14 protein-coding genes are annotated in these 14,814 nt (G+C 57.4%); 2 read left to right on the forward strand and 12 right to left on the reverse strand.

Annotated features, from left to right (window positions below):
* Window positions 1-191: 191 nt before the first annotated feature.
* Window positions 192-386, forward strand: a complete 195-nt coding sequence (locus tag PHF39_RS04465; RefSeq protein ID WP_300220687.1) for a hypothetical protein — start codon at window positions 192-194, stop codon at window positions 384-386.
* Window positions 387-409: 23 nt separating this feature from the next.
* Here the strand turns inward: PHF39_RS04465 and PHF39_RS04470 are convergent, their stop codons facing one another.
* The 8 genes from PHF39_RS04470 to PHF39_RS04505 all read right to left on the reverse strand — a co-directional run bounded on the left by PHF39_RS04470 (window position 410) and on the right by PHF39_RS04505 (window position 9,276).
* A complete protein-coding gene (locus PHF39_RS04470) occupies window positions 410-919 on the reverse strand; it encodes a DUF6653 family protein (RefSeq protein WP_300220690.1) in 510 nt (169 codons plus the stop codon).
* A 59-nt stretch (window positions 920-978) separates the two neighbouring features.
* The gene (locus PHF39_RS04475; RefSeq protein ID WP_300220693.1) at window positions 979-2,409 is read right to left on the reverse strand and encodes a sodium-dependent transporter; all 1,431 of its coding nucleotides are present in this window, start codon (window positions 2,407-2,409) and stop codon (window positions 979-981) included.
* On the reverse strand, window positions 2,406-3,971 hold the full coding sequence (locus tag PHF39_RS04480) for a potassium/proton antiporter (protein ID WP_300220695.1): 1,566 nt from the start codon (window positions 3,969-3,971) through the stop codon (window positions 2,406-2,408). The genes PHF39_RS04475 and PHF39_RS04480 overlap by 4 nt, the downstream gene beginning before the upstream one ends.
* A gap of 73 nt (window positions 3,972-4,044) precedes the next feature.
* Window positions 4,045-5,103 carry a mechanosensitive ion channel family protein gene (locus PHF39_RS04485; protein ID WP_300220698.1) on the reverse strand — a complete coding sequence of 353 codons (1,059 nt, stop codon included), beginning with the start codon at window positions 5,101-5,103 and terminating at the stop codon, window positions 4,045-4,047.
* Between the two features lie 215 nt (window positions 5,104-5,318).
* Window positions 5,319-6,443 (reverse strand): KamA family radical SAM protein, encoded by a 1,125-nt coding sequence (locus PHF39_RS04490; RefSeq protein ID WP_300220701.1) that lies wholly within the window; start codon window positions 6,441-6,443, stop codon window positions 5,319-5,321.
* 215 nt (window positions 6,444-6,658) lie between these two features.
* Window positions 6,659-7,492 carry an NAD(P)H-dependent oxidoreductase gene (locus PHF39_RS04495; RefSeq protein ID WP_300220704.1) on the reverse strand — a complete coding sequence of 278 codons (834 nt, stop codon included), beginning with the start codon at window positions 7,490-7,492 and terminating at the stop codon, window positions 6,659-6,661.
* Between the two features lie 140 nt (window positions 7,493-7,632).
* Complete coding sequence (locus PHF39_RS04500; RefSeq protein WP_300220707.1) at window positions 7,633-8,469, reverse strand: mechanosensitive ion channel family protein; 837 nt, start codon at window positions 8,467-8,469, stop codon at window positions 7,633-7,635.
* 6 nt (window positions 8,470-8,475) lie between these two features.
* A complete protein-coding gene (locus PHF39_RS04505; RefSeq protein ID WP_300220710.1) occupies window positions 8,476-9,276 on the reverse strand; it encodes a DUF432 domain-containing protein in 801 nt (266 codons plus the stop codon).
* 322 nt (window positions 9,277-9,598) lie between these two features.
* Between PHF39_RS04505 and PHF39_RS04510 the strand changes: the two genes are divergently transcribed.
* Window positions 9,599-9,901 carry a hypothetical protein gene (locus PHF39_RS04510; protein WP_300220713.1) on the forward strand — a complete coding sequence of 101 codons (303 nt, stop codon included), beginning with the start codon at window positions 9,599-9,601 and terminating at the stop codon, window positions 9,899-9,901.
* 474 nt (window positions 9,902-10,375) lie between these two features.
* Here PHF39_RS04510 and PHF39_RS04515 read toward each other — a convergent pair whose 3' ends face one another.
* From PHF39_RS04515 to PHF39_RS04530, 4 genes are all read right to left on the reverse strand, one after another.
* Complete coding sequence (locus PHF39_RS04515; protein WP_300220717.1) at window positions 10,376-11,971, reverse strand: Na/Pi cotransporter family protein; 1,596 nt, start codon at window positions 11,969-11,971, stop codon at window positions 10,376-10,378.
* Window positions 11,972-11,981: 10 nt separating this feature from the next.
* A complete protein-coding gene (locus PHF39_RS04520; RefSeq protein ID WP_300220720.1) occupies window positions 11,982-12,116 on the reverse strand; it encodes a hypothetical protein in 135 nt (44 codons plus the stop codon).
* Complete coding sequence (locus PHF39_RS04525) at window positions 12,113-12,988, reverse strand: universal stress protein (protein ID WP_300220722.1); 876 nt, start codon at window positions 12,986-12,988, stop codon at window positions 12,113-12,115. The genes PHF39_RS04520 and PHF39_RS04525 overlap by 4 nt, the downstream gene beginning before the upstream one ends.
* A 509-nt stretch (window positions 12,989-13,497) precedes the next feature.
* Window positions 13,498-14,712 (reverse strand): cation:proton antiporter, encoded by a 1,215-nt coding sequence (locus PHF39_RS04530; protein WP_300220725.1) that lies wholly within the window; start codon window positions 14,710-14,712, stop codon window positions 13,498-13,500.
* Between the last annotated feature and the right edge of the window lie 102 nt (window positions 14,713-14,814).

Consider the following 14,814-nt stretch of genomic DNA (forward strand, 5'->3'; position numbering starts at 1 on the left):
GGTTGACCTCATCACCAGATGATAAAAATGATGGGGCGTGCTCGTGTTTATGTGTATCCATTTTTCATGAACGGAAGGTCACATCCTGCAGGTCACACACCCCATGAATGCCCGGTTCTTGCGGCTCCTGTCAGGCATCCTGGTCCGTCCACTAGAGAAAGGAGATAAATGCTTCAATGATATCATCTGTCATGAAAAAGGGCAGAAAGAAAGCCGGGCATGACGACCTCAAAGAGCAGGTTCATGGAGAGCATGGTGCCGGCGGGGAAACCCATGACACTCCCGGGGGGATCGATGCTGTCCGGGCCCTCCAGCTGATCACCATAGCGTTCCTGCTCATCCTCCTGGTCGGGTTCTTCTTCCACACGGTTCTGAAAATGATCTGACCTGGGTTCCGGTAACGCGGGTACTACCGGGTCAGCCAGCTCCTGTACTCCTCAGTGGCGTCTTTCATCTCTTCCCAGAGCCACACCATCCGGTCAAGGAACCAGAGTTTTCCACAATAGACAAGGACAATGCCAAAAAGGATCGGCCACAGGTCGAAAACAAGGAGCCCCCAGAGGACAAAGAGCATCCCAACGCCTGAGATCACGGACAGGATGTTCGGTACCGTGCGGTGGCGGGCCGGCACAGGGACAGCATCGCGGTTCAGCCAGATCCGTTCCCCGAAGACCGCCTTCGATGCCCAGTGGTCGAACGAGGCAGGTTCCCGGAAGATCCGGGGGTTCAGCCAGGTCCAGAGGAGGGCAAGGGCAACCGGCACGACCGCCCACCAGCCGAGCCAGAGCCGGCTGGTGAACGCGAGAACGAGAACGGGGAGGACAGTGTTGCGCAGGGCAACGCTCCACGGATTTGCATGCCGGCGCCATGCTGCATCGTCAAGAGCAAATGCCTTTGCAACAGTTCGTTCGATGGTCATCATTTACCTGGTGCGTGGGAAACCTCATTATCTTCTCTGTCTGATCCGCCTGCCCACGGTCACCTGCGGATCTTGTCGATGATCAGGTAGATGATAAGAATCCCCGCGATGAAGGTGGCGAGCCCTCCCGTCTGGAGCCATGCATTCAGGTAATGGGCCCCGGCAATGTAGGTTGCGTCCGGAAACTCGAATCCTGAAACCAGGTGCACGCCAATGGTGACGAGAAGTGCAGCCGGGATCAGGTACTTGCAGAGCGGGAAGACGACCCGGCTCATCAGGAACGATTGTTTGGTCTCGGACTCAAACACTTCCCGCGGCAAAAACCAGGTGAAGGCTATCGCCATGATGACAGCAGAAAGGAGGAGCCCGATCGTGCCGATTGTCTCGTCCATGAGGTCGAGCACGGGGATGCCGCCAAGAGAGAGCCGTGCTGCGCTGAAACTCAGTGCCGGAATGATGCTCACCACAAGAAGGACACCGGTCAGTACTGCTGTGGTCCTTTTGCGGGTCCATGCGGTTGCTTCCTGTACCGAGCTGACGGAGACCTCCAGCATGGAGATTGCCGAGGTAAATGCGGCAAAGAAGAGCACGACAAAGAAGGCCACGGCAACCACCTGCCCTGCCGGCATCAGGGAGAATGCAAGGGGGAGGGTCGCAAAGGCGAGTTCCGTGCCCGCGGAGGGGGAGAGCCCGAACGAGAAGACGACCGGGAAAATCACCAGTGCCGCAAGGAGCGAGACCGAGACATCAGCACCGGTAATGATGAGGGACGAACGGGGGATATCCTCCTCCTTTGCCAGGTACGCACCATAGGTCAGGAGGATGCCCTCGCCCACCGAGAGGGAGAAGAATGCCTGCCCGAAAGCAGCGACCCAGACATCGGCATGAAGGAGGACGGAGAAGTCCGGGGTGAAGAGGAACCCGATGCCCTTCCCGAACCCGGGGAGCGTGGTGCAGTAGAGGACCATGACTCCAAGGATGATGACAATCAGGGGGACCATGGTCACCGAGACGCGCTCGATCCCATTCTTCACCCCCGCCGCAACCACGAGCCCGGTCAGGAGGACGGCGATGACCGCAAAGATGACGGGCAGGTACGAGCCGGTGAACGTGGCAAACGTCCCAGCACTCCCGGTTGCAAAGAACAGGGTATACGCGATCGTCCAGCCGGTGATGACAAGGTAATAACTCAGGATCAGGAAGATGGTTGCGCAGACGAGCCACCCGATGATGCGGAATCCAGGCCGGACAGCCCTGAACGCACTCACAACCGTTCCCCGGAAATGGCGGCCCATGGTGATCTCGAGGATCATCAGCGGGAGGCCGAAGGCAAAGACTGCGATGAGGTAGGGGACAAGGTAGGCACCCCCTCCGTTCTCACCCAGCATCGCCGGGAACCGCCAGATGTTGCCGATCCCTACGGCGGCGCCGATAGCAGCAAGGATGAAGACCGCGTGCGACGACCAGCGTTCCTTTGTCTCCGCACTCATGATCTCTCCCGGTCTTCCTCCGGGGATTTGGCTGGTCCCCACGTGAAACCGGATCCCCAGGGCCAACCTCCTTCAGGGGGTTCGGGTCCTTCCGGTGGCATCGCCTTCTCGCCCAGGATGATACGACGGACCGTCTGGGCTGAATCCGGCGTCGTGAGGATGAGGAGGGTGTCCCCGTCTTCGAGCACCGTTGCCCCGCGGGGCGAGAACTGCTCGCTGCCCTTGCCGATCAGGATGATCAGCGTTCCGGCCGGCAGGTCGAGGTTCACGATCTGCTTTCCGGCTGCCGGGGAGCCCTGGGGGACAACGAGCTCGAAGAGTTCATTGCGGGAGTCCTGTGGCGAATCCAGTTCCATCCCGAAGCGCGACCTGCCGGGAAGCGGTGCGGCAAGGCCCAGGTGTTTTGCCACGAACGGGATCGAGGTGCCATGAAGCAGGGCGGAGGCGATCACCATGAAGAAGACCAGGTTGAAAAAGACGTTCGCCTCCGGTACACCGGCAATGAGCGGGAACGTGGAGAGCACGATAGGGGCGGCGCCGCGGAGCCCCACCCAGGAGATCATCACTTTCTCGTTCTTCTTCATCTTCCACGGGAGGAGCGAGAGATACACGGCAATCGGGCGGGCAACAAAGATCAGGACAAAGGATATGATGATGCCCGGGACGAGGATGGGCATGAGCTCGGAGGGGAAGACAAAGAGCCCGAGCGCGAGGAAGAGCGTGATCTGCATCAGCCATGCAACCCCCTCGTGGAACCGGACAAGACTCTTCTTGTGGACGATGGCGCTGTTCCCGATGACGAGCCCGGCAATGTAGGCGGCAAGGAACCCATTGCCCCCGACAATCGTGGTCAGGCCATAGATGAGAAGGGCAGACGCCAGGGTCATGACCGCGTACAGGCCTTCGTACTCCAGTTTCACGACATTGATCAGCCAGGCCGCACCCTTCCCCATGCCGTACCCCATAAGGCCCCCGACCGCCATCTGCTGGACAAAGAGCGGGATGAGCGATAAGAACGAGGTGCCGGGCTGCATCAGGAGCGAGATAGCCCCGATGGTGAGGAGGATGGCCATGGGGTCGTTGCTGCCTGATTCGAATTCAAGCAGCGGCCGCAGGTTTCCCTTGAGGCTGGCCCGCCGTGAGCGGAGGATCGAGAAGACCGCAGCAGCATCGGTGGACGAGACGATCGCTCCAAGGAGGAAACCTTCAAGCGGGGAGAACCCGAGCAGGAAGATCGCGGCAGCGCAGACGATCAGGGCCGTGAGGGCAACACCCACCGTCGAGAGCATGAGGCCCTTGTACAGGATCGGCCGTACCTCGATCCACCGCGTGTCCATGCCTCCCGAGAAGAGGATGAGGGCAAGGCCGACAACGCCTATGGTCTGCGCTGCAAGGGGATCGTCGAAGTAGATCCCCCCCGGGCCTTCGGAACCGGCAAACATACCGACAAGGATGAAGATCAACAGCGCGGGGAGGCCCAGCCTGCCCGAGACTTTATTGGCGATGATGCTGAGCAGGATAAGGACTGCTGCACCGGCAAGGAGGTATTCTATCGGTATCATGGTCGTTGTTCACCCTTCCCGGCCGTAGCTGGCAGGGCCTGCTGTTCCATCCCGCTGCGACTGTTTTTTAAAGTCATTTGCGTGGTATCCCCTGTTCTCCTGTTGTCTCCCGCACCCGGATGTCGATCTGCCGGAACGGCATCTCGATGCCTTCTTTCCCGAACCGCCGGAGGATCTCCCGGTTGATCCAGTCTTCGGTCTCCCACTGGAAGCTAAAGTCGTTGATCCATAGAGTAAGCTGTCCGTTGAGTGCGGACTCCCCGAACTCGCGGAGAAAGACCTCGGGAGCCGGCTCGGAAATGACCCACGGGGTCTTCTCCACAGCGTCCCGCGCAATGGAGAGGAGGATCTCCGTGACCCTGTCCATGTCCGTCCCGTAGGCAACGGAGAACGCGATCCGGACTTTGAGGGTGGTGTCGGGCATGGAGTAATTGGTGACAACATTCGAGGTGACCTTGGTGTTGGGGATGGTCACGATCTGGCTGTCCATGGTCCGGATCCGGGTGCTCCGTGCCCCGAGACTGATGACATCGCCAAAGAACGTGTCGATCCGGACCCGGTCGCCCAGGCGGAAGGGCTTGTCGGTGGCAATGACGATGCCGGCGAAGAAATTGCCAATGATGTCCTGTGCGGCAAGGGCAACGGCAATCCCGGCTATCCCGGCGGCTGCGAGGAACGCCGTGATATCGATCTCGAAGATGTGCAAAAGGATGAGGAAGACAACAAACCAGGTGACATATTTTACGATGTGGAGGAGGATCTGGATGATCCGGTCAAGGTCGGCTTCCGTCCGCTCTGCAATGAGGGTGCCGTACGTCCTGATAAGGTTGGTGAGGAAGGCCGAGACCGCCCAGGCTGCAAGGAGGATGAAGACCGCGTTGATGATCTGGCTCGTGCTGTAACTGCCCAGGGTTTCCGGGACAAGGCCGTACTGGGTGAGCGCAATATAGACCGAGAGGAGGACGATCCAGATGAGAAGGGGGGTGCTCACCGCGTTCAGGACGATCTCGTCCAGGTGGGTGGTTGTCTGTTCGGCCTTCTTCTTCAGCCACCAGAGAATGCCGTACGCGATGGCCGCGATGACAAGCCCGATGACAATCGTGATGGAAGCGTAGAGTATGTTCTCGATCATCTCAGGCGGTCCCCGGCGCTGCAAAGACTTCGTTCTTTTTGTTCAAGACTGTTCCCTCGTCACGTTCCGTGCCAGTTGGATCATACTCTCTTTTGTCCGGTTTAAATGCATATTGTCTCCTGCCCGGCCCGTTCGGTCTGCGGGAGGAGAAAACGATAACGGAATAACGGGCCGGGGCCTTTTTTCAAGGCGTTCCGGACGGACCCGTCACCTTGTCAGAAGAGCCACATCTTCCGTGGTGAATAATCGGTCAGTACATGCCGGTAATCGTCAAACCACCGTGCCAGGGGATTTGCCTTGAAGACCATGAATTTCCCGATGTTTGCCGGGTCGGCAGCCTGGTGGTACCGCATGAAGACATGCCCGGCGGTCTTCCCCACAACCTCGATCTTGCCGGTTGCATGCGACATGACAAAACGTGCCCGTTTTGCAAGCCCCGAGCAGGCCTGCCAGGACTTCTGGAGGATCTCGTAGGACTGCTCGACGGGCACCTGGAAGACCTGGTTCCCAAGAGACGGCCGGCACTGGAAGACATAATACGGGGAGATCCCGGCAAACGAGACTTTCCGGAAGAGCGTGGTGAGCGTATCCGGGTCATTATTGATACCGTTTAAAATGGGGGTCTGGTTCACGACTGCCACACCGGCCTTCCGGAGTGCATCGGCAGCCTGCATCGAGACTTCGGTCAGCTCGCGGGGGTGGTTGTAGTGCGCCATCACGTAGATCCGTTTCTCCGGCGTGCTGTAGCGCGAGAGGACTAAAAGGAGTTCCGGGTCATTGAGGATCCGGTACGGGTTGTACGCGAGCAGCTTGCTCCCGATCCGGATGATATTGACGTGAGGGATTTCCCGGAGCTCGCGGAGGACTCCTTCCAGCCTTCGCGTCTCCAGCATGAGGGGGTCGCCCCCGCTCAAAAGGATATTGGTGATCTCCTTGTGCTCGCGGATATAGTCAAGCGAGCCGGAGATGTCCTTTACCGTCTCGCGTTCGCAGGACATAAAGAGGCGTTTCCGGAAACAGAAGCGACAGATGCCGCCACAGACATCGGTGAGGAGAAGAAGGCCGGTCTGGTCATACTTGTGCTGGAGGCCGGGTTTTTTCGTATAGTCCTTCTCGCAGGAGGGATCGCTTGACCCGCAGCCGGCGAGTTCGGACGCATCGGGGATTACGATCCTCCTGAGTGGGTCGTCCCGATCCTTCCAGTCGATTAAGGAGAGGTAGTAATCGTTCGTGCGGAACGGGAACGTGTCCGTCACGCTCTCCATCATCTGCCTCTCCTTTGGGGCAAGCCCGACGTGGTTGTCGAGCTCGGCTACGGTAGTAATGTATCTGGGGTTCACTAGTATCACCTCGTTTCCGGGTATTGTCTCTGTCCGTCAGAGGACAGGGGCGAGCAGTGCAGAAATAATTCGCATCATGAACAGGAATGGAAGAAACCTGGATGCACTACTCAGTGAACGTTTTTTTAGGGGCCTATCCTTTAAACCTTTTTTGTAATTCCCAAAAGGGAGAGGAAAAAGAGAAGCCGGGGGTGTATCCCCGCATGGAAACGGATTCACTCGGTGACCGGAATGAGTTTTCCGCGGAGCTTCTCTTCGATCTTAAGGTGCAGCATCTCGATGACATTGGTCACCACACCCCGTACCTGGTGGACGAGAAACTCGTCGTTCCGGAAGAACTCGTGGTCCGTCTTGCTGTTGAACTCTGCCCCGTGGGTCCGAAAGCCGATCCCAAACGGGGCAAGGATATACCCCAGCTGCTCGAAGTTCAGCCAGATGTCCATTGCCGTCTTGATGGCCCCGTCCTCGTGGCCGTTGACTAGGATCCCGGCGATCTTGCCTTCGGTATGCCCGGGCTTTTTTAAGTGATAGACATTGTTCATGCAGGTTGTCCGGTCCAGGAAGGCTTTCAGCCGGGCCGACATGCCGTTCCAGTTGATGGGGGAGACGACAATGACCGCCTTCGATGCTGCAAGCATCTGGTGGAATGCCGGCATGTCGTCCTTTGCATTCCGGCAGGGGTAGGTGCAGGACCCGGCCCGCACCGCGTAACAGCACCAGCAGTAATCGATATGGTGCTCCGAGAGATTGAACCGGCGAAACGAGATGTTTCGTTCCCGGAGGAATTTCTCGGCAAGGTCTGCCATAAAGCCGGTGTTTCCGGCCCGGTGGGTGCTGCCGTTGATGAGGAGGACATCGAAAGGTTTGCCATCGTACGTGAGCTGCTTCCTTCCGGAATCCTCCATGAATTCCGCGGACGGGCTGTGGCAGGCCGGGCAGCCTTTGGGCGGTTTTTCTCCCTCGAAGACAAAGCCGCAGACAGTACATCTCCACCGGACTGCCGTGCCGGGGACGAGTCTGGAACCGGGTTGTGCTGGTTCGGGATGCATGAGAACAGGACTCCTGAACAGGATGCGCTGACATTAGACTGGGGGCCAAAAAAGAAAAAGGTTGTTCATGCGGCACCCTGCGACGGGGAGAGAACGCGGGGGATCGCCTTGTCCTCCCCGCAGAATCAGCTTTCTTCCCCTTATACTCCCTTCCCGTCTTTTGGCGCCGGCGCTGGTGCGGGCCGGTCCTGGAGCCAGACGGTGCGTTGAGGGAAGGGGACCGTGAACCCTTCCTGTGCGAGCGTATCCTTGATCTTCGAGAGCATCGCGATCCGTACCGACCACCATTCCCGGGACGGTGCCCAGATCCGCACCATAATGTTGACGCCGTTCTCTCCCAGTTCATCCACGAAGACCGAGGGCGGGGGATTGTGCAGCACGAAAGGATGTGCCGCAAGAAGTCCCTCGATGATCCGGATTGCCTTCCGGGCATCATCCGAGTGCCGGATCGTGATCCGGTACTCGAACCTCCGTGCCTGGTTTGCCACGTAATTGGTGATCTCGGAGTTGAAGACCGTCTCGTTCGGGATCCGGATGTATATGCCTTCAAATGTCTTGAGGGTGGTCGAGAGGATCCGGATATCCTCGATAGTCCCGGTCGTGGTGCCGATGCTGACAGTGTCCCCGATCTTCACCGGCCGTTCAAAGAGGAGGAATACACCGGATCCAACATTGGTGACGAGCCGCTGGCTGGCAAACCCGATGATGATACCGGCCGTTCCCCCGATCAGGAGGAGTTCCCCGAAATCCACGTGGAAACTGGGAAGGCTGACAAAGATCCCGGCAAGGATGATGGCTGCCTGCGCAAGCCGGACAATCTTGACCAGCTCGTCGGCCTTTACCTTGTCCGCGAGGCCCTTCTTGATATATACCCCGACAATCCTCGCGATGATAACAGAGACTGCCACGATGATCGAGAAGACCAGCAGGTCAGAGACCGTGACATTCCCGTACACAACGGTGGAGAGCAGTACCATGGTGCCTCACCCCACCCCGTGTTCCATCAGGAAGCTCTTCTTCTCCACGTCCACCATGAGGATCTTCCTGGCCTGGATCACGGGGATTGCCAGGGTCATCCCGTCCCGCAGGGGCTGTTCCTGCAGCCGGGTCTCGGCGATCATTTTCGAGAAGATGGTCATCTCGCCGGTCATGGCAGCGCCGGTGTCAAAGTACAGGGGCATGAAGTAGGAATCAAATACCGCCCGGGACACCTCCACCCAGTTCCGGCCCGTGTTTCTGAGGGTGAGCTGCAGCACCCCTTCGCGGGCAGGATCGATCACCGGTACTGTATCAGAGACGCGGCTTTGGCAAAACCGGGTGATCACGCCATTCTCGGGAGAGCCGTACAGGGAATACTTGGGCTGGCACAGGGAGAATACATCGAGGAGCACATAGTCCCCGTTCTTTTCAATGAAAACACCGATCTCTACGGGGAATACCAGAAAGACGGTCTTCTCCGACTCGGGCGCAATGAATACGGGAGGAAAGACGATCTCAAGAATCCGCGTCACTTCCTTGGGGAGGTTTATGGGCTCGACCGGGTGGATGAAGACCGCGGAGCCTTCCGAGATGAGGGTCTTTTCTACGTGGCTGTCCTGGCAGGTGCGGCGGTAACGGAAGAACCCGCCTTCCCTTTCGATACTGATGCTGAATATGCCATCGGCGTCATGGATACAGGGCCAGGGGAATGAGCCAAACATCATGGTACGATCCTCCGGCAGGAAAACGCCATGCCGGTGTTCCGGGGAAACGGGCCGGACTGCGTGGTGACGGGTATCCTGCACACTACTGGTATGCTGCCGGATCCCATAATCATCCCCCTAAAGAGCGTGACGCGGGGTATTCCAGCATTCCGAGTTGGAGCTACAGATAGCCTTCCGTGTTGAACTGTCCATTCGAATCGTCCGTGATTTGTTGCTGGATTGTAATTTTGGGAACAGTAGTATTAAGATCTGTGTTAGAAAAAGTTCCAGTGGAAATGATTTTCGTTATGGGGTTTTGATCTCATTATGTGCAATATTTTGTAATTATGTGCAAGATTGTAACAATGTATTTAATCTTGTAAGTTCTATTAGATTATGGCAAAGAGTTTTTTTGACTTTGTCCATGGAAAGAGGCAAGAGGGTTGGATCCTCTAGGCAGAGGAGAATGTGCGATATGCTATCGATAAACGCAAACGAGAAACAAAATGCTACCAAGCGGATTCCTGTCACTCCGTCTACCTGGGAACGATTATCGCTATTGAAGCGGCCCGGGGAGTCGTTTGATGACCTGATATTGTATTTAATTGAGTCCGGGCAAAAACAACGTCTTATGGATGATCTTGATGTAGCGGCTGCCGAACCCTCGATACCATGGGCAGAGGCGGTGGATAAGCTCGGCCTGAGAAATGTTATTCATCAAGCCTAACGCGATAAAATTTCTGGATCTGCTCCCTGAGAAGGATAAGCGGATTGTGGGGGATCACATCTCCAGGCTGGATGGGCAGTGGCCTCCGGCTGGTGATCTTGAAAAGTTATATGACTGCCGTTATCGGATGCACATCTCGCGCCGGTACACGGTGTTCATCGAGTATGATGGCAAGGACGTAACAGTCCTGCAGATCATGACGATTGAACAGGCCCATAAGCGATATGGGCACATCTAATCTTTTTTGATTCTTGACATCTCGTTCCTGAGGGCCTCGACTGCCGCTTTCGAGGGTTTGTCAGTTTTGCTATCTTTGCTAGTTTCTTTTTTTGGTAGCGTTGCTTGTCCTTTTTGTTCCTGCATTCCTTGCATCGATGCTCGTAATAGAAACGGCCGTGTTTGATGTTATGAGGGAAGGCGACCAGTGCGGCGAGGGAAACGTATCCCCTTCCTCAACGGGTTTTCCTGCCGCGATCACTCCCGGTCCAGTACCCGGGTGGACTTCCGGATCTCACGGACCGTGCCAGCCATCCCCTCGATCTGGAAGAGGACACGGGAGAACTCGCTTCCCGAAGGCGTCATTCTTGCAGTAAACCGCCTCAGGTACTCGCGGTACTGGGTGGTGATAATGTCCCGCAGCCGGTCGTCCTGCATGCGCATGGACTCGTTGATCTCATCGGTGATTTCAGGGAAGGATTCTCCCAGGGTCCGTAGGTTCATGGTACACGGGATGAGGGTATACTCAAGTGCCTCCCGGGACTCTTCCGCGAGGACGATCCCCCGTTCCTGGATATGGTGGATCATCTCCACGAGTTCCGCGGTCTGGATGGCGAGTACCTGGCCGAGCTTGGAGATGCGGACAAGGCCGGCAATCCGTGCAGCCTCCTGTGGGGAGAGGTCGCGTGCCGAGACCTCGAGCGCAGCGCTGCTGATCTGCAAATCAAGGTAGGTGGCATAATCCTGGAGCTGCAGCACCTGGGGAGAGTACTTCTTCGGGTCGCGGATTATGCCCTCCAGTTCTGCGAGCAGTTTTCCCGGCATGGTCAGGAGGTGGCCTATCTCCTGCTCCACCTGCTTCATGGCCTCATGAGTTGCAGAAGGCAGGGGTGAGGCGATATGCCGGGTAACAAAGACCACGTCGTCCTCCCTGCCCGGGACAAGCCGCACCATGAGCCGTTCAAAGTGCCGGATGAGGATGAGGAAGATGATGCAGCAGATGACATTGAAGATGAGGTGGGCATTTGCCGCCTGCTGGCCGGCATCCCCGCCGAGGGATACGATGAGGTCCGTGAAGGGCCCAAGGAACGGCAGGAAGATCAAAACGCCGATGAAACTGAAGAGGAAATGGGCAACGGCTGCACGCTTTGCGGAGGTGTTCATCCGGGACGCGACAATGAGGGCGGTTGTCGGCGTGCCAAGGTTGGCGCCAAGGATGATCGGGATTGCCGCTTCCGTTGTCAAAAGGCCGCTCTGGGACATGACGACAACAAGCCCCGTGGTAACGGAACTGGACTGGAAGATGTTGGTGATGATGAATCCGAACGCGATCTGCAAAAAGACCGTGTCCATGAGGGCCACGAGCGCGATCAGCTGCGGGTCGGTGCGGTAGGGTACGAGGACCGCCGAGATGAGCGAGAGAGAGAAGAAGACGAGACCGAAGTAGAAGATCGGACGGCCGAAGATCCGGTATTTCCCGGGGATGATGCCCACGACAAAACCGATAAGGATGAAGACCGGGGCAAAGGCGGTCAGGTTCAGGGCAACCAGCTGGGAGGTCAGTGTCGTCCCCACGTTTGCCCCGAAGATGATCCCGAGCGATGCCGTAAAGGAGATGATCCCGGCGTTGACGAGGCCTACCGTGATGACGGTTGTCGCCGTGCTGGACTGGACGAGCGAGGTGACAACGGCACCGGTGATCGTCCCCCGCACCGGCGTTTTCGTGAACCGCTGGATGAGGGAGCGGAACATCTCCCCGCCGGCGACCTGCACCTCGCGGGAGAACTGCTCGATCCCGTACAGGAAGAGGATGATACCCGGGATGATGGCGAAGAGAAGTTCCCAGGACGCCATTGTCTGTTCCTTACGGGTGGGCCTTCACTGCCCGGGCCGTGCTGCGGTGCATCACCGGTTGTCCCGGGTATCGCTCTGCAATCGTGCCAGAAAAAGACCGGTTATCCAACCGCATGGCAGGGGAAAGAATTGCGTGTCGCGTCATGCTCCCCCGTTCCCTGCCGTGATCAGGACCGGCCGGTGCGCCCGCCGCACGACCGCGTTCGTTGTGCTGCCAAGAAAGAGCGACCGGAGTTCCCGCATCCAGCCCTCGCCCTTCGGGCTCATCAGGATGAGCGTTGCAGAAAGCCGGTCGGCGGTTGCCGTGATATCGTCTGGGGGATAGCCGACATGGACCACGGGCTCCACATCGAGTCCCCTGCCCGCAAGCTCCTGTGCAATTCCTGCCAGCTTCTCCTTTGCATCCCCGACAGCTGCCTGGATCTCTTCTTTGGATTCGCCCTTGTCGATTATGTGGAGAAGGGTGACCTTCCCGGGTGCCGGGATCCGGGAAAGGCAGGCGAGCGCGTCGCGTGACGGCTCCGAGAAATCGAGCGGCACGAGGATGCGGGAGAACAGGTTCGGCCGGCCGGCCATGGAACAGGACTCCGGTGGGAAGCGCATGAGGAGGACCGGTGTCTTTGCATGCCGGATAACGTTTGCCGACACGCTGCCAAGGAGGATATTCTCTATCGTGTTTTTGCCGCGGGCACCCATAACGATGAGGTCTGCCTTCTCCCGCTCTGCCTTCTCGAGGATGGTGAGCGGGATATTTCCCTGCATAATCGTGTTCACGAGCGTTTCGATCTCAGTGTCCGCGACGAGCCCGGCCTGTTCCAGCACTCTCTGGTTCTCTTTGATCAGGATCTTCGCATTCTCGATCTTCGGCTCATGCTCCCATCCGCGCAGCGACGCCCGGGTTGCATCGACCACGTGAAGGAGGAAGACCTTTTTTATCCCCGGGATATCCTTTACGTACTCAAGCACCTTCTGCGAGTCCGGGGAGAAATCCGTTGGCAGCAGAACGTTCTCAAACATGTTTCCTGCTCCTGATTGTTAGATGGTTGTCCGGTTATTTAAGGCAATGTCAGATGGCAGGAGGGTAACGTGTCAGAGAATACCTGTCACAGCATAAACAGGTCAGGCAAAAGAGGGGATGATGGTACCTTTATGTTCCCCTGAGAATTTTCAAAAAAAAGTACTCTGGTGAATACCAGTTTCCTATTTCGATCACACCCCCCCTTGCACCAGCCCTGCCTCGAGGGGGCGAGGGCACAGGCGATGCCTCCATATTACCTGAATGGGATACTCCGACGAGGTGTTGCTTTCATAAAAAGGAAATTGATTCCGCCGCGGGGCGCCCTTCGGGAAGGTAATCGTCGCATCAGCGAGGATTACCTGGAGAAGGCATCAGCCTTCGACTTTGGCAGCGGCCGTTCATCACAAGCGGGGGTATGGGGGCATCAGCCCCCATCATTATACCATTCCATTTTATTCAGGGAATACCTGTTTTAGTCATACGATTGTCTCCATTTACACTTGTCCCGTTATCTCCCCTCTGTGATGCATGCGCCCTTGTCATCATACGTGCAATACTCGCCCTTGTAGAACCAGTTCCGGTACACGATGGGCGTGATGATGGTGGTGAGCAGGCTCATCAGCACGAGTGCCACGTACACACCCTGCCCGATGATCCCGGCTTCGAGGCCGATAAGCGCAACAATCATCGCCACCTCCCCGCGGGGAGCCATGCCAAAGCCCACGATGAGCGAGTCCTTGCCACAGAGCCCGCCGAGTTTTGCCGGGATACCGCAGCCGATCACTTTCGTGATGATGGCAACAAGGGTCAGGGCCACGAGGAAGAGGATGATCTCCGGGGTGACCTGGTGGAGGTCGGCGATGATCCCGAGCGAGACAAAGAAGATCGAGGCAAAGATGATCTGGAGGTACTCCGCTCCTTCCTTGAGGCTGTGGCTCTGGTGGAGTTCCACGTCCTTGAACGAGACGCCGGCAATGAACGCCCCCACGATCGCCGAGAGCCCGACCAGTTCGGCAAGCATGGCGTACAGGAACGCGAGCATCATCGCAAAGATGAAGATGAACTCCGGGTATTTCCGGACAAAAGATGTCGCGTCGAGCCGTACGAGGAATTTGCTGACAACGAGCAGGCCGAATGCCGCCGCAATGACAATGAACGCTATTGCCTTGACCGTCACAACAGCGATGCCGAGGTAGGAGAACGATCCTCCCACCACGTCCATACTGATGGCAAGCACGAGCAGCGCAAGGATGTCGTCGATGACCGCGGCCCCGATGATCGCTTTTGCCGCCTCAGTCTGGAGCTTGCCGAGTTCTTTGAGGACATTTGCCGTGATCGCAATGCTCGTTGCTGTGCAGGCTGTCCCGACGAAGATGGCGCTTGCCGAATCGAAACCGAAGAGGACGGCAAGCCACCAGCCGCCAATCCACGGCACGATGACACCGATTGCGGCAATGGCAAAGTTCCGCGGGTGGAGGATATCCTTCATGTTGAACTCGAAGCCGATCACAAAGAGCAGGATTACTGCCCCGAGATGGGCAAGACTTCTGACAAAGTCCGTGTAAGTGATCCACCCAAGAACGCTCGGGCCAACAAGGAGGCCGACCAGGATGAGGCCGATGACGGCCGACTGGTTGATCCGCGATGCGATAAGGTATCCTCCGAGCGCCACGAAGAGGAGCAGGCTCATCTGGAATTCAGGTGAGGTAAAGAGGCTCTCCATTGGATCATACTGGGAAAGAAGAGTAAAAACTCTTTGTGACGGGCGGAGGGGGACTCTTCCTGACTCCGGTTTCTCCAGAGCAACACTATGAAAAGGGAGGAG

Origin of the sequence: Methanoregula sp. (assembly GCF_028712425.1) — an archaeon.
Taxonomy (GTDB): domain Archaea; phylum Halobacteriota; class Methanomicrobia; order Methanomicrobiales; family Methanospirillaceae; genus Methanoregula.

Bases quoted from the DNA above. Each gene is read 5' to 3' on its own strand.
- PHF39_RS04520 (WP_300220720.1), bottom strand. From the start codon at position 12,116: ATGACGCGACACGCAATTCTTTCCCCTGCCATGCGGTTGGATAACCGG.
- PHF39_RS04465 (WP_300220687.1), top strand. From the start codon at position 192: ATGAAAAAGGGCAGAAAGAAAGCCGGGCATGACGACCTCAAAGAGCAG.
- PHF39_RS04525 (WP_300220722.1), bottom strand. From the start codon at position 12,988: ATGTTTGAGAACGTTCTGCTGCCAACGGATTTCTCCCCGGACTCGCAG.
- PHF39_RS04515 (WP_300220717.1), bottom strand. From the start codon at position 11,971: ATGGCGTCCTGGGAACTTCTCTTCGCCATCATCCCGGGTATCATCCTC.
- PHF39_RS04475 (WP_300220693.1), bottom strand. From the start codon at position 2,409: ATGAGTGCGGAGACAAAGGAACGCTGGTCGTCGCACGCGGTCTTCATC.
- PHF39_RS04480 (WP_300220695.1), bottom strand. From the start codon at position 3,971: ATGATACCGATAGAATACCTCCTTGCCGGTGCAGCAGTCCTTATCCTG.
- PHF39_RS04470 (WP_300220690.1), bottom strand. From the start codon at position 919: ATGACCATCGAACGAACTGTTGCAAAGGCATTTGCTCTTGACGATGCA.
- PHF39_RS04495 (WP_300220704.1), bottom strand. From the start codon at position 7,492: ATGCATCCCGAACCAGCACAACCCGGTTCCAGACTCGTCCCCGGCACG.
- PHF39_RS04530 (WP_300220725.1), bottom strand. From the start codon at position 14,712: ATGGAGAGCCTCTTTACCTCACCTGAATTCCAGATGAGCCTGCTCCTC.
- PHF39_RS04485 (WP_300220698.1), bottom strand. From the start codon at position 5,103: ATGATCGAGAACATACTCTACGCTTCCATCACGATTGTCATCGGGCTT.
- PHF39_RS04510 (WP_300220713.1), top strand. From the start codon at position 9,599: ATGGAAAGAGGCAAGAGGGTTGGATCCTCTAGGCAGAGGAGAATGTGC.
- PHF39_RS04500 (WP_300220707.1), bottom strand. From the start codon at position 8,469: ATGGTACTGCTCTCCACCGTTGTGTACGGGAATGTCACGGTCTCTGAC.